Genomic DNA, 20,584 nt, shown 5'->3' with positions numbered 1-20,584 from the left:
TTTGTATCTCTTTATATAAAATGACACACATCATAAAATTAATTATTTCGTTTTTAACCCTGATAAGTCTTGGTGGCTGTGCTGCTGAAATAGGCTCCGCGTTAGGTATTCAGCTTATAGAAAAACCGATGGTAAGGGGGGAGAGCATAGAAAAATATCGTGATGCTTTTGGTCGTAGCGGGGAAGTTGAAACCGTTTTGAATGGAGAGCCTGCCTATAAGTGGAATCTTTCCTACTACCAACGAGTCACCGTGGAGGCAGATACTTACGCATACCATAACTTGGATCGACCAGGAATGACGACAGGTATTATTTATGAGGACAGAGACATACTCCGTCCCTGTCAGTTAACGATGTCCTACGATCCAAAGACGCGTTTGGTGACGGATTTTGAACTCACCAATCCCGCAAAATGTGGAGAAGTCCGACGTGCATTGCGGAACCTATAACAACAAAAAATATTAATGCTCATAGAAATCAAGAATCAAAAAATCAGAATGTAAATAGTAATAAATAGCGGTTTATTTTTATAATTAAAATATATGTTAAAGACAATTTTATCTTTCGTGTTTCTGGTGTTGCTGATAGTGGATACACCAGCTGTTTTTGCCGCTGACGTCAAAGGTTCTAGCGATCATCCGCTTTTGAGTCGATTCCCAGGGGCAGAGATTCGCAACTATTTGAGAAAAAACTACGATGCCGCCGTGTTGCCTGCGGGAATCATTAAGGACAAGAAAGCACCGGGGCAATTGCTTGAATTGGAGGGCAAGGTCACTCGCATCGCTTACCGGATTCCGGGCGAGCATTCAGCATTGGAGGTTCTGCGAAATTACGAGAAAGCGCTGCAGCAAGGCGGGTTTGAAACGCTGTTTGCCTGCCATGGCCCAGAGACGTGTGGTCCGGATATGATGCCCTTTATTTCCCTTGAAGGACGCGTTCGACCTACTGCATTTGGCGATGCGGTCTTTGGTAGTTCCAGTGAGCGTGTTTTGCTCACCCGTCGTAGTGATGAGGCAGGAGAGGTCCACGTTTTTCTGCATGTGGTGGATGATGTGTCCAATAACAGGACCTATCTCTATCAGGAAATCGTAGAAGGTGCCCAATTGGAACTGGATCAAATTAAAGTGCTACAAGCGGACGAGTTGCAACAATCACTCGAACGCCAAGGGTATGTCACGGTTCCAGGCATTTACTTCGATAGCGCTAAAGCAGAGATAAAACCAGAATCGGATACGGCCTTATCAGAAATGGCTAAATTGCTCTCTAGCCATCCAGACCTAAAAGTATATGTGGTGGGCCATACGGATAATCAAGGTTCGCTTGATGCCAATCTGACCTTGTCGCAGAGTAGAGCTCAGGCAGTTGTTCAGGCTTTACATACTTCATATGGTGTTAAGGCGGAAAACTTGCTGGCTAAAGGGGTCGCATCTTTTTCTCCGGTAGCAAGCAATGCAGACGAAAAAGGGCGCGCGCGCAATAGACGAGTTGAGTTGGTAGTGCAGTAACACTATCTCAGGCGCAAGCAACGAGATGACCAGAACCAGTGTGCTGGCTGCGGGCTCGGGCGATCAGGGATAGGGCTTGCGTTCGTTCCGTCGTCCTACACCGCTCTGTATCTGTGGCGGGTTGATCTTGAGCGGCTGTGCTTGGGCGTGCTTGTGGTGGCTACACTCATGCCACAAAACACATCGAGCCCAGCCCTAGGGGCAATCAATCCGATATAAGGGAACTGAAAGCGCGCATTGCCCAGGATTGGGTGTAGACCTTATGGGTGCAGGTGGCCGGTGCACCGAAGCAACGACAGGCGGCCGGATTTTGACTGTATTGAATGCTTTTTTGCTTGAAAATCAGTTGCTTGAAGGTCCTGCGAGACTGCTGTGTGGGACAAATAAAGACCTCTTGTTTAGTTCGCTGGTAATTATCGCATAATGTCGCTTTATGTTAAGTCCACCTGTTTATTAGTATTTTTTATACAGTAATTTAAGCAGAAAACTCGTTGCTTTTTCAACGAGGTTTTTAAAATGCTTACGTTCACAACTGTTGCCACTAAAGGTGGTGTTGGCAAAACTACATTAACTGCCAATTTAGGTGGATTGCTTGCTGATTTCGGATATCGCGTTCTTTTAATTGATGCGGATATTCAGCCATCTCTGACTCGCTATTACAAACTGGCTCATCAAGCCCCTTATGGCTTAACGCAAATGGTGATGTCGGGAGCACTCACCACGGACTGCATTAGTCACGTCGAGTTTCCTCCTGCTGAATTTGAGAGTGATCGTTCAAGTTTGAATGTGCAGGGCGGTTTCTTGCATATTGTGTGCTCCGACACTCAGCGTGACGACAGCCCCCTTCAAATCTGGTTATCTAATCAGCTTGATCGCCTGGTGCGTATCCGGATGGCCCTGAGTAACCCGGATATCCGTGCTCAGTACGACGTTTGCATCATCGACACCCAAGGGGCAGTGGGCCACCTACAAGACGCAGCCGTCAATGCGGCGGATGTGCTTCTCGCTCCTGTAGCCCCTGATGTTCTGTCGGCCCGTGAGTTTGTTGACGGTACGATCAAACTGGTCGCCCGTCACGAATCTGCCTCCAACCTGGGCTACAAAGTGCCCGCAATCCAGTGCGTGATTAACCGTAGCGAGAACACGGTCGACAGTCGCACCATGTCCAGCCTAATCCGCAATCAGTTCATTGAAATGAGCGGGCGTGTGACCGTGCTGGCCACCCAGATTCCCCAAGCGGTCGCCTACAAAAAAGCCGCTACTGCTCAAGTCCCGGCTCACTGGATTGATCCGGTTAGAGCGGGCGATCACATGCACAGTTTGCTGTGGGAATTGATCCCCAACCTGAGCAATAAATTCACTCCCAATCACCGCAATGAGTTAGCTCCCGCGCTAGCGGCATTGCATGTCCCTATCTCTGAGTCAGACGAGCCAGACAGCCCGCTCACGACTAATTCGTAGAGCGTGCCATGTCTAAAACTCCGGAATTGCTGACCGCCAGTCAGCGTGCCGCGCAGTTGCGCATGAACGCTGAGTTGAGCTCAACACTAAGAGAGACCAGTCCCGTGTCCTCAAAAAAATCGAATTACGAAGATATCGCCAAACGTTCCCTGATGGGCACGCCGCCACCGCTGAACGCCATGGGTGCGATGACGCCCATGGATGTGGTCGATGGCAGTATTTCAAATTTGGCGGTTACCGATATTGATCGGTACGAATTTGACCCGCGTACCGAAATCAACCCACTCTATGACGAGATCAAGGCGTCGATTCGGGCCAATGGGATCCTGAACCATATCAGCGTTACCAGGCGTCCTGGTCAGCCGCGTTATATGGTCTACGGTGGCGGGAATACACGGCTGCGTATTGCGAAAGAGCTGTACGAAGAGGGTGACCAACGCTTTGCGCGGCTGACGGTCATCGTCAAGGTCTGGAAAGGGGACGCGCCGACCATTGCGGCGCACCTGGCTGAAAACGAGCAGCGTGGCGAGATTTCGTTCTGGGAGAAAGCTCAGGGCGTGCTGTCGTTTAAGGAGCATTTCGAGGAAGAATCGGGCAAATCGCTTTCAACCACGGAACTGAACAGGGAGTTGCGCCAGGCCAGCGGCCTGAATTTCGGCATGAGTATGCTGCAAAACTTCCTTTTTGCGGTTGAGTATCTGACCCCGATCGGGCGCTGGCTACAAACGCGCGATGTGAACCTGCTATTGAAACCGCAGATCTCACAGTGGCTGAAGCTGGCTGACAAGTTTGGCCAGCAAGCAGTCGCTGAAACAGCGCTACAGACAATCTTGCACAAGTACGCCGCTGTGATGAGCCAACAATCTGTCACGGCAGATCAGAGTGCTCAGCAGGTTGTAGACGTCTCGCAGTTGCTTGATGAGGTCAACGCAGCCATCGCTGACACCTTGGGTGTAGCCCCTGAGAAACTGCTGGCCATGGCCCAGGCTCTAGAGGCGAACCCGCGCCTGGAGGTTGAGACCCTGAGGCTGATCGAAGCCACTCCCACGGCGCCAGTGGACCCCAAGCCGTTAGCAATTCAACCACCTACTCAGCCTCCACTCGGTCGAATGTTGGCCAGTGTGCCTACGCCTAAGAGTAAGCCCGACAGTTCTGGCGGTGCCTTTTTGCCAGCTTCCCCATCGGTCTCCCAGAACGTGGTCTTGAGCGGAGAGGGGGAAGGGTTCGATCCACAGCCGATATTTACGGTGTTAGGCGAGTTTCAGAGCCTGATCGACATGTCGGATGTGCTTTTTAAAAGCGATCAGCCCCACCACATCTTTGGCTTTTACCTGGACTTTCCTTCACAAGGTATTGGGTATGTCGATGGGATTGAGCTGGAACCAGAATTGGTTATTTACCGCAGAGCCTTGTGGAAAATCCTGGTCAGCCTCACCGGTCAGCTTGATCGTCGATTTACGCAGCTCATTCCACACGAAGCCGATGGCTTCACCATTGCTTGGAAACAGCTTTGGGAGCAGGGCGAGGAACAGTTTCAGGAAGGAGCACAGGAATTACTGGGCGAGGCATTTGACCATGTCTCGCTCCAAACCGTGAGCCTGGTATTGCGGCATGAGCAATTGGGGCCGTTGGTCACACGTCTGCTCTCAGAAATGGAACGGGTTCGGACCCGTTACCCAGAGCGTCAACTGGACGGGTTTGTGCCCTTGTTCATGCCGGATGTGATGGAGGAGATTTCATGAACAAAATTCCCATTCAATGTCCTGTTCTACGGCGCATGTTGCTGGCCCACATTATTGAGCAAATCGATGGCGGGCACATGGACTCTCTACTGCGTGCGGGCTACTCACCCGAGTTTCTCGATGATTTGCGTTACCGAACCACTCGGGACATCACGAATCTGGCCAACTCTCCGCAGGAAATGTGGTTCTCACTGTCTGAACAAGTCATCAGCAAGGGGTTACATCTGCTCGATATGCGGCGTGAGCACGCCAAGTTACGCGAATACTTTGTGATTCATGGCGCTTCGCGTCGGATGGTGTGTGCGTATTTCAAGCTGTCCCACGAGGAGTACCGGGACTTGCGCGCACAGCTCAGGCCGGGAGGGGAGCCTGGCGGCCGTACGGCCCTGCCTCCAGTCGCTGTGCGTGATGCCATCCATCGAGCCTGGTTCGATATTCAGCAATCGATGTCTGAGCAACCCTGCCGAGACCGAATCTACGCCTTACACCAACAGTTTCCTGAGCTGCGAATCAGTGTCCTCCAGCAAACCATTGTCGAGTTTGCTGAAGATGATGAGCTTGGTTTGGAAATAAAACCGACGACACCACCACTGCAAGGATAAAGCCACATGGATGAAATTATGACTATGCCAAGCACTTCTACAACTGCGCCGCGTCCTTCGACTCTGCCTGCGTCAGAACGTAATTGTGATGGCCAGACACAGGGAGGGTGGGCCTTACCGTCCTCTCATGTCGATGGCTCCCAGAATCATAAAGACGCACCAAGGGAAGACTTTTTAGCGCAAGCGGCGCTGTTGAATTTGATGGGGCAAACGCCAATCAGCTTCCATCGCCTATATGTCGATATCACGGGCAATGTCATCACGGGATTATGGCTTTCGTCTGTGCTGGAACGGGTTGCTCAAGCAATGCCCGAGGAGTTCCAGGAGGATGATTATGTGTTTCGCCTATCGGCGACTCAATGTCATCAGGTCACCGGGATTACTGCCTCTCAGCAGCGGACATGCCGACGCGACTTGATTGCACTGGGCATGTTAAGTGAACAGTCGGGGCCAGGGCGTGTGCCGGAATACCGCTTGCATCTGAATGTTGTTGCGGATGCCATTCTCCAAGCATCCGCTTCATTGGCTAACTCGCTCGAAGAGGTTCATCAACAACAAGGCTCATCGTCGTCACAACCCGTTCTTTCCAAGCGATACGGATGAGATGGCTATGGGTGCCGCATTAAACACCGATACAACGACGGCGTCTCTAATTGATGAGGCTATACAGTTGCTCACCAGCCAAGGGTTTGTGCAGTACTACCCAAACCTGGCTGAAGCGCTGGGTAATTTCAAAGCTGCTTTGTTTCTGGGGCACGCGCTCTATTGGGCTCGGCATACTGCCGTTCACTATAAAAATCGTGATGGCTGGTTCTTTCTGACGGCAAAACAGTGTACGCAAGCAACGGGATTGAGTACCCGAGAGCAGGAGAGCGCTCGTCTCTTACTTGTTCAACATTCGCTGATTCAGGAAAAGCTGGCTGGTAGACCGGCCAAGCTCCATTACCGTATCAACCTGGATCGTCTTGCTTCTTGCTTGGGGATCTCGGTTGTTGATCAGAAAGCAAGCTGGGCGCAGCTCGCACCATTGCTGAAACGTTACGTGAGCTTTTATCGGCCCTTGGCGGATATTGCGGGCAATGTGGCCTCTGGCTTGTACCTCTCGTATCTGCTGATTCAGCAACGGCATGTTCTCACTTACAGCCGAAGCATCGAGGGTGAATTTACGCTGTCTCAACAGGCGATTCGTAACGCCCTCTGCTTGACCAGCAAAACACAACGCAATGCCCGTGATCGCCTGAAACAGATGGGTCTACTCCAGGAAGCAGGCAATCGTATACGCATTAACCTGCTGGCTTTATGCCCTTTATTACATGGACAGGAGCAGTTCCCCCTCAAGTCTGAGCCTACCGATCAGCCACCCATTGCTGATGCTCCGAAACTGACATCGGTATCTAAACCTGTTCCTGTGAATGGGCAGAAGCCTGCGCCATCACGATCAAGCAAATTATTTGGAGCTGGCACACAGTCACAAAGGCCACTGTTTGATTTGGATAGTGCTGGCGCAGCACGGGCGAATGCAACCGTCCAGCACGCGTTGCGTGACCCTGCCAGCATGAATCCTGGACGTCTCTTTGCTCAGACCTCAGTGAGTCCTGGTGCAGCTTGTGAACAACTCACAAAAACAAGCGATCTCACAACTGGCCCTGTTGCCCAAACCGCGAAACTTGCTGCCCAAACCGCAAAACTAACTTGCCCAAAACGCGAAACTAAGCTGCCCAAACCGCGAAACAACAATACAACAATATCTCTTCAAACAACTACAAGACCCGCTATTACCACGGCGTCTGGAGGGGATAAATCTAAAGCACTGGCCGAGATAGCGGGGTGTCGTCGTGATGATTTGAATGTTCAAAACGACGAGGTTGATATCAGCTTACCCAGTGTGCTTGGCAAGCAATGGCATGAGGCTGTGCGCAAGGTGCTGTCCATTGCCAAGCCAGAGCATCGTCAGAGTTTGCTTGATGAGTTGGAAGGTCAGTTGCGCAATCCAGGGAAGCAAATCACGAATCCTCCAGGCTATTTGCATTCGCTGCGTGTCGGCTTGGAATCCGGTCGTGTGCAACTGGCATATGCGCAAAGCATTGCGAGCCAGCGTGAACAAAATCGACATGCTCAAGATGCCGTCCAAGAGCACATCAAGGCTCTCAATACAAACCTGACGACAACTCTGCCTCCAATGACGAAAGAGGAGGCCTTTGCTCAGTTGCGCCAGCAGGTGCAGACCATGAGGAAGCTGCCATGACCGCCGGACTCATCCGTACCCCATTCGGTAGGACATTTTGTCTTAATCCCCAACAGTTGGGAGGTAAGACATTCTGTCTCAATCCCCACCGGGTGGGAGGTAAGACGTTTTGTCTCAATGCCCAACGGTTGGGAGGTGGGACATTCTGTCTCAATGCCTTAAACAGATTCAGGAGATCGTTTCTATGACTAACGAACAATTGTTTGTCCATCTTTTGCATCGCATCTGCAAATACAGCGATGCCTTAGTTTTACATACTGTCTTGCAAGACCATGGAGATAAACGCCAAGTCAAAACTTCAGCAGTGAAGATGGCTTTGGATTCATTGAGGGGGCAAGTGTCACCCAAGCAGGTGCAGCGATCATTAAAAAGATTGGAGTCCATGGGACTTATTAACGTGATGCCTCAGCCTAATTACCGCACCTTGGTCACAGTCAACAGTGACGCCTTGTTGGAATTCCTCAATCAAGACCCTTTGAGCGGCATGTTGCCTGGATTCCGTGCCAATACGTTCCCATTTCTGGATGCTGTCAACGTAACACCGCTGGCAGATTTCAAGGGGTCGACGATCTGATGATGTCCGTCACCTTCTATTCATTTTTCTTCTCAGTGACTACCTATGCCTACTTCGACTGATAAGCAGCCACGACTCAAATCTAGTGACAAGCCCGCTGTAGTTCCCGCACCCAAGTCTCTTATTGGGTTCTCTACGGAGGAGAACTCCCCCTTCGCCGATGGATATTCGATCACCGGTGAGGAAGCCTTGCTGGCCGCGTATATGGCAGGGCCGATGCGTGAGGATGATCCACTTTATGAGCGGTATATCGAACTGGAAGATCGTAAAGATCAACTGGCACGTATGCAGGCCAAGTTCCAGACGCGCAAGGGTTCGGACCCTGACGTCAAACCAGCCGAGTTCTTCGCTATGGATGACTTGGGCTCTCTGGTCGATTCGGAAGACGATCTGATGACCCTGCATACCAAGGAGGCATTCAGGCTGTTTATGGGGCGTGTTCGTGAGCCTGGCTCGGATGTGGCCCCTATCGTAGGTGGTCGTCGTGTCGCCAGTTCTTTGCGCAGCTTATGGCTGTTGACGGGTAATGACAATCCCTACGCTGACTGGTCTTTGCTGCGTCATGAGCAATCCATGGAAGAAGTGAATGAGCGGCTGCAAGAGGAGATCAAGGCTGCCGAGACTTTGCTGTCCAGTCAGCAGCAACGAGGGTTGAGTTATTCCGTGCTGAAGTCTGCTCAACCGCAGTCTTTGCAATTGGGGTTCCGATCCCCCTATGGCTACAGCATCAGCCGCTTGATTGTTGATTATGACTACTTCATCCGTTTGCAGAAAACACTGGGTCGCAAGACGCTCTTAAGCGACCAGCAGATGCGACGCTCAATCACGGAAATGACACGCTTTATCCGTCGCGTATTCAATGAGGTCGCCAGGTTCTCACGTTGGCTCATGCAGCCAGACATCAATGCGCTGTCCCGATTGGACTTCATCACGGAGCATGCCTCAGAAGAGGGCAAGCAGCGTGTGGAATTCGTGCGCGAAGTATTCGGCATGGTCCCTGCCGACGTGTTTACCGCCAAGCTGCAACCACGACATTCTCGGCGACGATACACATTAACTGAGAAGGAAAGGAGCCTGTTGCAGTCAGTAGGTGTGCAACTGGCCGAAGCTGAAGCACAGCGCGAAGCCAATCAGTTTCAAGATGCCGATTCGGATTTGGTGTGAAGAAAGGATTCTGTGAGGAAAGGGCGAAAGGATGACGAAGCGAACTCGAAGTCTACGTGTCAATGTGGTTGAGTGGGCAAGGAAGACCTTGGGGAACGAAACGTGTCAGAGCGTGATTGACACAAAGCCCTTTACGGGTAGGGGCACCGCCCAGTCGCTGCGCCACCATCTCATGCAAGTTGACCAGGTTGAGGCAGACATGGTTGCTCTCTGTGCTGCCACAAAGAAAGTGGCTGGCTATTCCATGTATCTGGCCGAGCACCGTCGTAAAGCGGACGGCTATATGGCGCTGCGTTGGCGAGAGATTGGCACAAGAAAGCATCTGTCATGGGAGGAGGCGCACTCAAGATATGCGGTCCTACCGACCGTGCTGCGGCAGTGGTACGAACAGGCCAATGCTCAGGCACAAGAATTCAATTCGCAACACCTCAAATTGCGTGGACTCGTACGTGAACTGAAGTTACTGAGTCAGCAGCGCAAAGTGCCCACTTTTGCCAGGCCAATTCCGAGCCGAAGTGGGACGTGATCTAGCTAATGCAGGGCGGTCTGACCATACGGTCAAGTCGATTGTTTTTCACCGAAAGGAGTTGATATGCAGAACTTGTTTATTGGTAAGGGCAACCTGGGCGACTCACCCACCTTGAAACGTATTCCTCGTAAGAACAATTCGGGCGAAGAGTTTAGTGTGTGCAGTATGCGTGTGTACTTTGGACGTTATGGGGTAGACCAGGCCACTGGCGAAGTTGGGCAGATTGGGGGTTTCTGGCGCGAGGTCGAGATCTATGGCAGCAAGGCCGAGGCGTGCGCGCAGTTTTTGCGCAAGGGGGCCCGAGTGCTGGTTATTGGCGAGGAGCGGGACTTCTTTGCCAAAGATGAGACCACGAATGCCGAGGTACAAGTCATCAAAATCGTTGCTGAGGATGTAGCCCTGCAGCTCACTCGCATTGAGTCGATCACCTACAAACAAGCAAACCGGCCTGCGGCAGCGCGTGATCAAGATGTGCCGACGGATGAGGATGTTCCAGCGTAATTAACAAGATAGGGGGCAATGTTCATAGATATGGAGGTGTTATGAAAGTAAGGTGCTGCCGTTGAATATTGTCCCAATCTCGCTTAAGGCCCCTGAGTTACTTATTCAAGCTGTTTTTGATGGGCGCAGGCTTGGGCTACAACTGTTCAATATTTCAGGAATGGCCGCCCGGTTGTCTAAAGCTGGGGCATGGTGGTGTCCTGGACGGCGGATGTGGGTATTGGAGCAGGGCAGTGCTGACCATGCCTTAGCTTGGTTGCAGGCGCACTATCTGCGTGAGCATGTTGATTTTGACGGGGCTGCTGTGCTATTAAAGGCGGCTATAAGGGCCCCCGAGCCTGATTACTTTACCCAACTGCTCGACGTCCAAATTTTTGAGCTGGCCAGAGGCGAGCTCAACCATGGCCAACATGCCGTCAGCTTTTCTTACGATGGGCTGTGCGTGCGTGCCATGCGTGCGCTACAGGGGAGATTTCATAAGCCCGCTGCGGCGTGGCAAGTACGCGGTGAAGTGGCGCACATCCAGCACGTGCTCCGTGACCTGGCAGGCGTGGCGCCTGAGTATACGTTCGTGCATGAGCAGCCCGTCGTACTCGAAGAACTGGTTTCATCAAGCGCGGATGAATCGCCCATCCAGGTACCTGCTGCGACTCCTGAGCAAGGGGAAAGCGGCCCCGCCCAAGATGTGGATGGAGCGGGTTTTTTGTCTGCCGACCTGGAGCAAAGCAACGCGGTCGACATCGATGAAGCAGTGCTGGCTGCGATCGCTGTGGGCGCAGGTTTACGGGAGTATCAAGTCGATGGCGTCCGTCACCTAGCAGGTCAGACAGGAGCGTGCTTGGGCGACGATATGGGCTTGGGTAAGACACGGCAGACTGTTGTAGGTGCTCGTCTAGCTGCGGGGCAGGGTAGAGTGCTTATAGTCTGTCCCGCCTCTTTGCGTATCAACTGGGAACGCGAGATCCACGCAGTGTATCCCGATGCTGTAGTCGGCTTTGCCGGGGATGATCGGATCTCAACCTTGTACGGTTGTCAGTGGGTCATTGCGAATTACGAACGATTGGGTGGCCTGGTGCGCGAGGTCGAGCTTGAGTTTGGGGCCATGGCTATTGATGAAGCGCATTATCTTAAGGAGCATAAATCCGGGCGTACGCGCAATGCTTTTGTGATGGCCACGCGTATTCCGAAACGCTATGTGGTAACCGGTACACCTCTTCTGAATCGTGAAATTGAGCTGCACACGCTCTTGCGACTTACCGGCCACCCGCTTGGCCGTATGGAACTGAAAGAGTTCCGCAAAGAGTTCACCGGCTCCCGTGATCGTCGAGCGGCCTTAGCCCGCGCCTTGGGCGGGTGGATGCTACGCAGGCGTAAGGATGTACTCGACCTGGGCGCCAAGACCCATTCAGTCCGTTACATCTCGCCTAGTGAAGGCCTGGCGGCCTATAAGGAGATCTACGATGATATGAGCCTGATGGCCATGCCCAAAATCACTAAGCTGCGCCTGTATGTCGATCAGAATAAAAAGACTGTTTATAATCAATTAGTTATATTGATTTTTTATCTATTTTTACGATTGTACTCACCAATGTACCCACCACTTGGCTACGGTGTAGGCTTGTCAGGGGTTCATACCTCCGCCAGTCGCTTCATGGTGTCGGGAAACTTCTCGACCAGACGGATCAGCAGGGCAGCTTGGGCGTTGGGCTTGGCACGACCCTGTTCCCAGTTCTCCAGAGTACGTGGGTTGGTGCGCAGGTAGCGTGCAAACACAGGGCGCGATAGGTTCAGGCGCTCGCGCAGCGCCGTCAATTCGGCTGCGGTTACCTCCGGTGCGGGGTTGATTTCTACCTCGTGCGTACGCAGTGTTTGCTTACCGGCGCGTGCGTTCGCCAGGGCGTCGAAGCCCTCAGTGATTTCTGAAAACAGGTTCCGCTTTTTCATCGCCTCGCCTCCAATTCTACTTTCAACATACCCTTGAGCGCCTTCTTCTCGTCGGGATTCAAATCGGCCATTTCGTCCTTGTCGTACAGGGTGAAAAGCCAAAACTGCGAGCCGCCGTCCCACCAGTAATAGATCACTCGCAAACCACCGCGTTTGCCCTTGCCTCGGCGCGGGTCACCGTGCCGCAGCTTGCGCAGGCCGCCCGTACCCTCTATGACGTCGCCCGCCTCTGGGTTTTTCATCATGGCTACTTGCAGACTACGAAATTGCTCGTCGTCCAGGTAATCGGCCCGGTAACGGGTGAAGGCGGGCAGTTCGACGAAGACGGCTTTCATCAGTCAAATTATACGCAAGTTGCGGATAGATTCAATGGTGGCAATGGTCGCTATGCCCGTGCCGAATAGGATTTGAGCGAGTCTTTCTCGAAGCGGATGGTTGTCATGGTATCGCTGTTACCTGCCGGTCAGCCCCGGCAAATGAGTATTTTGCTGTCGTATATCCCAGGTGCTTCACAACCCTCTCTCATGGGCGTTCTGAATGAGAAATTCGATAATTTCGGTCTTGCTCATGCGTTCCCTTTTGGCAAGTTGGTCGAGCTGTGTCCTGGCGGCATCCGACAGAGAGAGATTGGTTTGTCGCTTGCCTTGGCGATTGGCCTGCGTTTGCTTGGCCTTGAATCGCCTCTTGATTTGCTCAAGATGATGAAGCTTCTCTTCGTGACTGAAAGTGGTGCCATCTAGAAACTCCAAAATATTTTCAAGGCTAGAGAACTCTGTAGCCCGCAAGGCTACCGATCTGTGATGCTCCTGATACCACATCCAAGCAATTTCACATTTCTGCCTTTCTTTCCCCGCGCTCGCGTACCAAGATAGCGACTTATCTTGAAGTTGTTGTTTGACCCAAGATTCGTTCAAATATTTTAGGTTATCTAGCTTTTCTATCTTCTCGATATTCTCATAATCAAACCATGCTACTAGGCGTTCCCTTGGCGTCAGGTGAACAGGAAATATCGGTTTCCCCTTATACGTATGCTCCGCCTTTCGAAGTAGCCAAGTCGCCTGCCGTCCCCTTTTCTCGATCCAGTCGAATACATGCTCGGGAAGGAGAGTGCGGTTCCGCTCATTATCGATTGTGGCGGTAAGGTTATTTCGCTTTATATAGTGCGCGATTTGAGCGCGAGTATTGCGTGTGCCGAAACTGTCGCGGTGGAAGCCTGCTCCTTTCGATCGGAGATAAAGCCATAGCCAAATGGTCTCGCGACGCCCCAAGGGCCAGTGTGGAAACAAACCTTGCAACTCATCTTTGATGATGACAGCCATACCTATATTCTTACTAATATTGATAGTTATTATCTATTTGGAACTACTGAGAAACTAGCTCTGAGCTATGACGTCGCTACATAGGAACTATACGCGAACTATCTTTCCACTACATAGCGAAAATTTTACGTAATCCCCTATGGAAACGAAGGGAAAACGACGCATCATAGTCTGCAATGCGTGTGTGAACAACACCAGTCTAGGTCTGTGCCTTCCGATTTTTTACCTCACGTCCGATGCTGGGACGTTTCTGTGGTGCGGCAGCACGCTTCGCTTAGCCTCGTCAAAGAGTCGTAGTGGATGTAAGGCTGGTCGAATTTGCAGCGTGGTTGCTCAAGTGTGGAAAGGTAATTACGGCCAGATAACATCAGAGCAATATTTGCCGTTCAAGACGCCAGTCCGTCAGCCATGCGGGTGCCAAGAAAGGGATGTTTCACACCCATTTCTCAACCAGATATTGTTGGTTTAGTAATAGAGTTAGAAGCTGATGAGGTAATCGGGCATCCAAATGCCTGTATTGCTATGAATGCTGTTTTAAATAAAAAAACATTGAACACCCATTACCTATGACATAAACGCCAAAGGTAATGAGAATGAAATCGCATCGCTATAACCCTGAGTATCAAGCAATAAACTTCAATACGACTCTGAAAGCCTTGGAGGTTCATCCGAGACTTTTTGTTGTTCGCTGTGATTTACGGTTTCCTGAAGTCGAAACACTGGCACAGACTGACTCGCGTGTGATTACACGATTTTTCGCGTCACTGAAAGCCAAAATCAGGGCTGATCTAAAACGGAAAGAGAAGGCTTGGCGAAGGAAACTATCCTGTAACCTGAATTACGTTTGGGTGCGGGAGTACGGCGACGTCAATAGGAAGAAGCATTATCACATTCTGCTATTTCTTAACAAAGATGTATACCACTCGTTGGGAGACTATCTGGCCATAGCCGGTAATTTATCTTCCATGATAAGACAGGCTTGGCTCAGCGCAACAAACTTGAATCACCCGGATTTTTTCCCGTTGGTTGAGTTTGGACGAACCTTTTATCTTGATAAGAATAGTGCCGATATCAGATTTCAGATTCAAGGTGTGCTTGTAATCGCGGACTATCTGGCAAAGAACCTGACCAAGCGCTATGGGGATGGAGAGAGATCAATCGGGAGCAGCTTGTAGTTTTTTATTCTGTTGGGTCATGTTGTGGAAGAGATGTTGGCCCCTTCGGTCGACGTCGACTTCCTGCCTTTTAACAAGACAGGAGAACAACATGACCACACCTGCTGCCATTGCAAGCGCTCAGCCCACACCCATTCCCATATCGCTGCTCGAAGATCAATTCGTCGATATGGGGTTCATAGCTCGCTATACTGGGCTGACTGATAAATGGTTCTACCAGCTGATTAAAGAGGGGAAATTTCCCAAACCAGTGAAATTTGGAAGGAGGTCCAGGTGGTTGAAAAGTGAATTGGAAACCTGGATACAGGAACGCATCCAGGAATCTCGGGCCGCTTGATCGGATCTTTTCAGCCGTAACCGACGTCATCACGTACGTCACTCATATGGGGTTCAAGGATTAGCCTTGCCCACACAGTCCTTCCATTTCTCCCGCAAACAGGCGTTCTCTGCCTTGAGCCTCTGATACCGCAGGTAATGCTGGTAGCCGTAATGCACGAACACGGCGAAGCCTACGGTGGCAAGCAAGTTTTTGATCATCGATGCTCTCCTTTATCGTTGGGTGAATTGGCGTTCGGTGCGATACCGCGTCATCAGGCTGATGCCACTTCCGCTTCCGCAGCAATCCTTTCCAGCTTTGCGTTCAACGACGGTTTTTGTATGGGCTTGGAGTCTTCTACCGGCCGGCCTGAATAGAACTCCTCCATCACATCCAGCGCCTCATCTGGATCATCCTCGAACGCGCCATTGCCAAATCCAGCCCGAGCGACGGCATCCAAGGCCTTCTGGTCGTAAGCAAGGGCTTGGCGTTGCGCATAGGTCTGTTGCGCGTGGGTGAGCGCTTCGTCCAGCGTCATTCCTTCTCGTACGGTCAGATCGACGTAGTAGATCGGCGTACCACGTGATTGGGCAGTGCTTTTCCCACGCAGACGTAGCTCCAGGGGCATGCAGGCCAGCAGGTCGCCGGAAATGGCCTTGAAGTAATGCAGACGTGCCGCCAAGGTACGGATGCTGTTGTAGCCGGTGGTGCGAAAGATGAAGGTGCCCAGTTCATCGTCGTCACCTAACTTCACGTTGAGTCGTCCGTAAGGCTTGCAGGCACCGCCTTTGGCCATTTCGCAGCCATCGGTGCCTGGGCATGGCAGGGTGTGGATGCCAGTCGTGGTAACTCGTCGGCATGTTTCGCCGTTCCCGACACACATCGGACGTCCGTTGTTACGGTCGAAGAGTGAATACTCTGCACGCAGGTTCAGATCAGGGTCATTGAAAAGCAGGGTCACGGGAATCGAGCGCAGCTTTCCGTTGGGGCTGTTCTTACGCAAGGTTTCATCGAAGGGGTGAAGAACCCAACCGTCTTTGGTTTGTACCTGGCTGGTGATGGTGAATTGGTCGTCCTTTTCAGGTAAACGCTTGCCGTTACGTTCAACGACGCGACCGATGGAGATGCGCCCCAGTACGGGCGGCGTGATGGATAGTCCTTTGATCATGGTGATCTCCAAAAAAACGAACGCCCGCTGGTCAACCAACGGGCATGTGTAAACGGATAACGCGGATGCGAAAAAGATGATGGGCGTTTATATGGCACCATGCTCAGCCAGTGACACGCACCCTTCAGTCGCTACAACGATGTGATCGAGCACCTTTACATCGACCAGTGCCAAGGCGTCTCTCAGCGTCTTGGTGAGGTCGACGTCAGCAATGCTTGGGGTGGGATCGCCTGACGGATGGCTATGAGCCATGATGAGCGCGGCTGCGTTGTGCTCCAAAGCCAGTTTGACGACTTCCCGCGGGTAAACGCTGGCCGTACTGATGGTGCCCCGGAACAACTCATGAAACCCGATGATCCTGAACCTGGAATCGAGCAGAAGTACCGCGAAGACTTCATGCTGATAGTCGTGCATGAGCTCGCGAACGTGGTCTTTGACGACGTGTGGTGCCGTCAACGACCGGCCTTTGCTTAACCGTTTGCGAGAGAGCTGTTTGGCCATCGTCAGGATGTCGTCTTCCGTGACAAGTGCAGACTCCATGAGGTAGCTGCCCGGCTCTGAGCTTGCTTTCAGTTTGTGATACCGCATGCTGTGTCCTTCATAACAAAAAGGCCGCCCCGAAGGACGGCCAGATGAAGATAATGGGATGGGGTGTAGGTAGTTTGTTTCTGCGCCAATGCGTCATGCCTGGATCAAGAAACGACGGCTTCCAGCGCGGGTGAGGCTGTATTGCGCCAAGAGTTCCGGCGAATCGGCCAGAAGGCGCTTGGTGTCCAAGGCAGTGCTGTCCTTGCTACGCTTCCAGCTGACTGAGCCAGTTTCAAACGTGGCGTGACTGGCATTACCCATGGCCTGCAGGATCTTCTGTTTGTACTGTTCCTCCAGCTTCTTGTATTTATCCAACTGGAAACGCGCATCCTGGAGATCAGTGAAGAGTGCAGACATTTGACTGTCCTGGCTGAAATCCAGACGGTCCCCGTTATCGCGAGGATAGAGGCATTGCAACGCAGTGGCCGCTGAATCTGAACCATCGACAGGGGGCGGCGTGTCGCTGGTTACGTAATGCCAAAACCGCTCTTGAAGCATCATGAGCTTGGCGATCAGATCATCATCACGCTGAATCCGGTGGACTTGTAGCTGTTGTCCGCAAATCAATACGGCGACATCTGCTGCGTGTTTGCCCGTCACGGCTAACTGATGCTGCACTTGCATTTGAACGTACTCGGGAACGCCATCCTTCCAGAGACGTGCGCCGAATTCCCCGGCTGTCTTGCACTCCAGAATCTGCACATCGCCCGCACCGATCACTTCACGGTCAATATTGGCAAGCATCCAAGGCCGCTCGGGATGCTGTAGCACCGCATTAACCTTACGTACTCGGCGACCGGTCTGCTTGGTGTAGGACGCGGCGACGATGGGTTCCAGCAACGTACCCCAATAGACGGGAGACGTCGTATCGTCGGGATCGGGTTGGGGTAGATCAGCATCCCGACCTGTTTTCTCCATCCACAGCTGTAGCTGGCTCTTGTAGGGGTTCAGACCGACGGCGGCAGCAGCGTCCGAACTGCCGATGCCATGTTTGCGCACTTCCAGCCATTCATCGCGGGAGAGCGTATTGGTTTTGATCAGACGCAGAGCAGGGCGAAGCTGCGGCTGAATTTGAACAGCGGTATTCATGAGTGAACTCCATAAAAAGCATAAGGCCCGGCGCTCTCCAGCTGCCGGGCCTTATGCCGTGATCGTGAAAAGGGTATGTTTCATGCCAGCATCGCAAGAGTGCGATCCAGCGCTTTTTGCTTCAGGGCTGCGCCTTGGCCGAACCAGGCAGAATCCAGTCGGTAGTCGGTATTGCGCGCGCGTCGCTCATGGTCAACGAACTCCGTCACGGAATTGAGCAGACCGAGCGCTGTTCCTTTGGAAGAGCCTAGCTCTGCACCCCGACCCCGACCGTTATAGATCTCCATGGCTTTGGACATGGCCCGTTCATTAGGCTGTGCAGCGGCATCTTGGCGTGGATCGGTAAACAGTTGCCGGAAGAACGCTTCCGCTTCGGAGTTCTTGACCGGGCGTTCACTGAGCATCTTCATGCGATACATGAACGTGTCCCAACTGGATACCGAGATGCCTAATTGACGCTTGACGGCCTCTGCATCGAAGGTGGTGCTGTGAGGCACCTTTACGGCGCCACGGCTGTCATCGATGGCGACAGCCAGCGTGTTGTTGCAGACGACCCGCACGGCGGTGAACTGAGCTGTGGTCGCCAAGGTGCCATCGCAAGCCGTAGCCAGCAGCACATACGCGTTGGTGACATCGTTCGCCTGAATCGTGGCCGAGTGGCCTGTACGTGCCAACGCCCAGACCTTCTTGCCGCCCTTCAGGACACCGGCTGTTTCCAGTTGAAAGCCGGAGACTTCCGTGAGATCTCGGTAGAACTCCAGAATCTCGCGGGGCTGCACGACCTGATAGCGCTGACTGACAACAGACAGAGGAGCTTGCGTGTCGGAACGGTACAGGACCTTGCTTTGAGGAAAGGTGACGAGGCGACTCTGGTGGTCATCGACGGTATCCATGAACTGAACGGGCGCTTCTTTGATGTCCCAATCCATTCCGGCTTGTTTTTGCCAGACTTCAAGGGGTTGGTTGGCAGAGAGTTGATTACCCAAACCGTGCCAGGGCGTTTGGCCGACATAGGCCATTTGTTCAATGAGGTGAGCCATGATGGTTCTCCAGAAGAAGGGTTATGGGGTCGGGAAGGAATGGCCGCAGTGCAGACACAGGTAGTTGTTCAATACCGTGTCATCGATAACTTGGCCTAAGGCAGCACCGCTGGCACAACCTATCGCTCCACCGGCCAGGGCACCAAGCACGGAGGCGGTGATGCTGTTCAGAGAGGAAGTTTGGGCAGTTGCTCTCAGGCCGATGGCAGCAGCGGCAGCGGCGCCCTTGGCAGCGCCAGAGAACGAATTGGCGATACCGAAGCACGTACCGAAGGCGCCACCGAGCTTCTTGGCCCGATTCTTGGTCTGGGTTTTGGGAGAGCCGCAGCGCGGGCAGAAGATGATGCCTCGAGAGGGATGCGGAGCCTGCTGCTCACCCGGGGGCGGGGTAGCGAAGGTTTTAGACATTGAAACTCCTTGATGAAGAGGAAGACGGCATAAGCAGGCAGCAGTTGCTGCCTGCGTTCATCAAGGTGATATGTGAGTGAAAAAATCTGCGATCCGAACCAGGGCGTTTTTCGAGCTGTAATGCGCTTGCTGAGTCTAGCTTTACCCAGGCCTGGCAACGCCACAGCCTTGTGACTAAAAGCGGTGGTTATAAAAATAGGGTTCAGGTGCGTATCAAAAAAATACGATGGACGTCTGCTGATATGGTCAATATACTGACGTCGATATTTACGTAGTAATACCTGGACCCATTTAGTCACAATGTCTTTAGAAAAGCTTGCAGAGCTCACCCAGCCACAACGTGACCGGCTCGCGTTTGTGGAGTTGCGCGTACGCTTTATGGGGGAAATACGTCGTCAGGACGTGGTTCTGCGTTTTGGGATCCAGTCTGCTGCTGCCTCCCGAGATCTAGCGCTGTACCGCGACTTGGCGCCCGGCAACCTTAATTACGACCCCAGGGGGAAGTCTTATGTCTTGGGTCCGGAATTCCGACCGATATTTGACTCTCCGCCCGAACGGGTGTTGTCGTGGCTGACTCAGGGATTCGGCGATGGCGAGCCGACGAGACTCAAGGCGTGGGTGGCGAGCGAAAGCCAGTCACGGCTCACTCAACCAGACCTGGATGTCTTGGCAAGCTTGACCCGAGCGATTCACCAGGAGTGTCCGCTTGGCATCGAATACCACTCCATCTCCAGTGGCCTGACCGAGCGGGAAATCGTTCCGTTCGCGCTGATCGACAACGGGTTGCGGTGGCACGTCCGTGCCTTCGACCGGAAGTCGCAGGAGTTCCGGGATTTCGTCATCACTCGGATCAAGCGCCCGGTCCTTATGAAGGGTGCAGATGTGCAGCCCCATGAGCGCAGTGATCAGGACATCCAATGGACCCGGATTGTTGAGCTGGAGATCGTGCCGCACCCGGACCGGCCTCGCCCTGAAATTACGGAGATGGATTACGGCATGGTTCGCGGGTCACTGCGAATGAAGCTGCGTGCTGCCACCGCTGGATACATATTGCGGCAGTGGAGTGTGGACTGCTCTCCGGACCACAGTCTGCGCGGTTATGAGTTCAGGCTCTGGCTTAAAGATCACCTGGCGCTGTACGGCGTCAAGAACGCTGTGTTGGCGCCCGGGTACCGCTCGCCCGACCAAAACAAGGGAGAGCAATAACGTGGCCT

23 protein-coding genes are annotated in these 20,584 nt (G+C 52.6%); 15 read left to right on the top strand and 8 right to left on the bottom strand.

Features of this window, described 5'->3' with window-relative positions; all coding sequences use genetic code 11:
• The first annotated feature begins 20 nt into the window (after positions 1–20).
• The 12 genes from ACOZ42_RS08730 (at position 21) to ACOZ42_RS08675 (ending at position 12,085) form a co-directional block, all read left to right on the top strand.
• Entirely contained in the window at positions 21–449 is a 429-nt protein-coding gene (locus tag ACOZ42_RS08730) for a hypothetical protein (protein WP_094196770.1), read from the top strand.
• Between the two features lie 93 nt (positions 450–542).
• The gene (locus ACOZ42_RS08725; RefSeq protein WP_426345037.1) at positions 543–1,505 is read left to right on the top strand and encodes a DUF4892 domain-containing protein; all 963 of its coding nucleotides are present in this window, start codon (positions 543–545) and stop codon (positions 1,503–1,505) included.
• A gap of 516 nt (positions 1,506–2,021) precedes the next feature.
• Positions 2,022–2,966: a ParA family protein gene (locus ACOZ42_RS08720; protein ID WP_426345036.1), complete on the top strand. Its 945-nt coding sequence runs from the start codon at positions 2,022–2,024 to the stop codon at positions 2,964–2,966.
• Positions 2,967–3,028: 62 nt separating this feature from the next.
• Positions 3,029–4,708, top strand: coding sequence for a ParB family protein (locus ACOZ42_RS08715; RefSeq protein ID WP_426345035.1), 1,680 nt, complete (start codon positions 3,029–3,031; stop codon positions 4,706–4,708).
• Entirely contained in the window at positions 4,705–5,310 is a 606-nt protein-coding gene (locus ACOZ42_RS08710) for an STY4526/YPO1902 family pathogenicity island replication protein (RefSeq protein ID WP_003799847.1), read from the top strand. Before ACOZ42_RS08715 ends, ACOZ42_RS08710 begins: the two co-directional genes overlap by 4 nt.
• Positions 5,311–5,316: 6 nt before the next feature.
• On the top strand, positions 5,317–5,913 hold the full coding sequence (locus ACOZ42_RS08705) for a hypothetical protein (protein ID WP_426345034.1): 597 nt from the start codon (positions 5,317–5,319) through the stop codon (positions 5,911–5,913).
• A 7-nt stretch (positions 5,914–5,920) separates the two neighbouring features.
• Complete coding sequence (locus tag ACOZ42_RS08700; protein ID WP_426345033.1) at positions 5,921–7,555, top strand: hypothetical protein; 1,635 nt, start codon at positions 5,921–5,923, stop codon at positions 7,553–7,555.
• A gap of 184 nt (positions 7,556–7,739) precedes the next feature.
• Complete coding sequence (locus ACOZ42_RS08695) at positions 7,740–8,129, top strand: hypothetical protein (protein WP_045929874.1); 390 nt, start codon at positions 7,740–7,742, stop codon at positions 8,127–8,129.
• A gap of 45 nt (positions 8,130–8,174) precedes the next feature.
• Complete coding sequence (locus tag ACOZ42_RS08690; RefSeq protein ID WP_426345032.1) at positions 8,175–9,293, top strand: PFL_4669 family integrating conjugative element protein; 1,119 nt, start codon at positions 8,175–8,177, stop codon at positions 9,291–9,293.
• A 199-nt stretch (positions 9,294–9,492) separates the two neighbouring features.
• Entirely contained in the window at positions 9,493–9,819 is a 327-nt protein-coding gene (locus tag ACOZ42_RS08685) for a hypothetical protein (RefSeq protein ID WP_426345031.1), read from the top strand.
• A 66-nt stretch (positions 9,820–9,885) separates the two neighbouring features.
• Positions 9,886–10,323 (top strand): single-stranded DNA-binding protein, encoded by a 438-nt coding sequence (locus ACOZ42_RS08680; RefSeq protein WP_426345030.1) that lies wholly within the window; start codon positions 9,886–9,888, stop codon positions 10,321–10,323.
• Positions 10,324–10,375: 52 nt separating this feature from the next.
• Positions 10,376–12,085 carry an SNF2-related protein gene (locus ACOZ42_RS08675; RefSeq protein WP_426345029.1) on the top strand — a complete coding sequence of 570 codons (1,710 nt, stop codon included), beginning with the start codon at positions 10,376–10,378 and terminating at the stop codon, positions 12,083–12,085.
• Between the two features lie 178 nt (positions 12,086–12,263).
• Here ACOZ42_RS08675 and ACOZ42_RS08670 read toward each other — a convergent pair whose 3' ends face one another.
• A complete protein-coding gene (locus tag ACOZ42_RS08670) occupies positions 12,264–12,602 on the bottom strand; it encodes a type II toxin-antitoxin system RelE/ParE family toxin (RefSeq protein ID WP_180071038.1) in 339 nt (112 codons plus the stop codon).
• A gap of 174 nt (positions 12,603–12,776) precedes the next feature.
• Positions 12,777–13,586 carry a hypothetical protein gene (locus ACOZ42_RS08665; RefSeq protein WP_221081205.1) on the bottom strand — a complete coding sequence of 270 codons (810 nt, stop codon included), beginning with the start codon at positions 13,584–13,586 and terminating at the stop codon, positions 12,777–12,779.
• A 593-nt stretch (positions 13,587–14,179) separates the two neighbouring features.
• Here ACOZ42_RS08665 and ACOZ42_RS08660 point away from each other — a divergent pair.
• Complete coding sequence (locus ACOZ42_RS08660; protein ID WP_180071036.1) at positions 14,180–14,761, top strand: YagK/YfjJ domain-containing protein; 582 nt, start codon at positions 14,180–14,182, stop codon at positions 14,759–14,761.
• Positions 14,762–14,852: 91 nt separating this feature from the next.
• Positions 14,853–15,098, top strand: a complete 246-nt coding sequence (locus ACOZ42_RS08655) for an AlpA family phage regulatory protein (RefSeq protein WP_180071035.1) — start codon at positions 14,853–14,855, stop codon at positions 15,096–15,098.
• A gap of 53 nt (positions 15,099–15,151) precedes the next feature.
• Here the strand turns inward: ACOZ42_RS08655 and ACOZ42_RS08650 are convergent, their stop codons facing one another.
• The 6 genes from ACOZ42_RS08650 to ACOZ42_RS08625 all read right to left on the bottom strand — a co-directional run bounded on the left by ACOZ42_RS08650 (position 15,152) and on the right by ACOZ42_RS08625 (position 19,370).
• Positions 15,152–15,298, bottom strand: coding sequence for a hypothetical protein (locus tag ACOZ42_RS08650; RefSeq protein WP_180071034.1), 147 nt, complete (start codon positions 15,296–15,298; stop codon positions 15,152–15,154).
• A 53-nt stretch (positions 15,299–15,351) separates the two neighbouring features.
• Entirely contained in the window at positions 15,352–16,245 is an 894-nt protein-coding gene (locus tag ACOZ42_RS08645) for a hydrolase or metal-binding protein (RefSeq protein ID WP_426345028.1), read from the bottom strand.
• Positions 16,246–16,332: 87 nt separating this feature from the next.
• Positions 16,333–16,833, bottom strand: a complete 501-nt coding sequence (locus ACOZ42_RS08640; RefSeq protein ID WP_426345027.1) for a JAB domain-containing protein — start codon at positions 16,831–16,833, stop codon at positions 16,333–16,335.
• Positions 16,834–16,926: 93 nt separating this feature from the next.
• Entirely contained in the window at positions 16,927–17,922 is a 996-nt protein-coding gene (locus tag ACOZ42_RS08635; protein ID WP_426345026.1) for a YqaJ viral recombinase family protein, read from the bottom strand.
• Positions 17,923–18,002: 80 nt separating this feature from the next.
• A complete protein-coding gene (locus ACOZ42_RS08630; RefSeq protein WP_426345025.1) occupies positions 18,003–18,962 on the bottom strand; it encodes a DUF932 domain-containing protein in 960 nt (319 codons plus the stop codon).
• Between the two features lie 21 nt (positions 18,963–18,983).
• On the bottom strand, positions 18,984–19,370 hold the full coding sequence (locus ACOZ42_RS08625) for a hypothetical protein (protein WP_426345024.1): 387 nt from the start codon (positions 19,368–19,370) through the stop codon (positions 18,984–18,986).
• 300 nt (positions 19,371–19,670) lie between these two features.
• Between ACOZ42_RS08625 and ACOZ42_RS08620 the strand changes: the two genes are divergently transcribed.
• Entirely contained in the window at positions 19,671–20,576 is a 906-nt protein-coding gene (locus ACOZ42_RS08620; RefSeq protein ID WP_086060011.1) for a WYL domain-containing protein, read from the top strand.
• The last annotated feature ends 8 nt before the right edge of the window (positions 20,577–20,584 follow it).

Origin of the sequence: Alcaligenes sp. HNGD-HTN06 (genome assembly GCF_049932565.1) — a bacterium.
Classification (GTDB): Bacteria; Pseudomonadota; Gammaproteobacteria; order Burkholderiales; family Burkholderiaceae_B; genus Alcaligenes; species Alcaligenes ammonioxydans.
The sequence above is the reverse complement of the archived record's forward strand: the minus strand, read 5'-3'. Positions and strand labels throughout refer to the sequence as shown.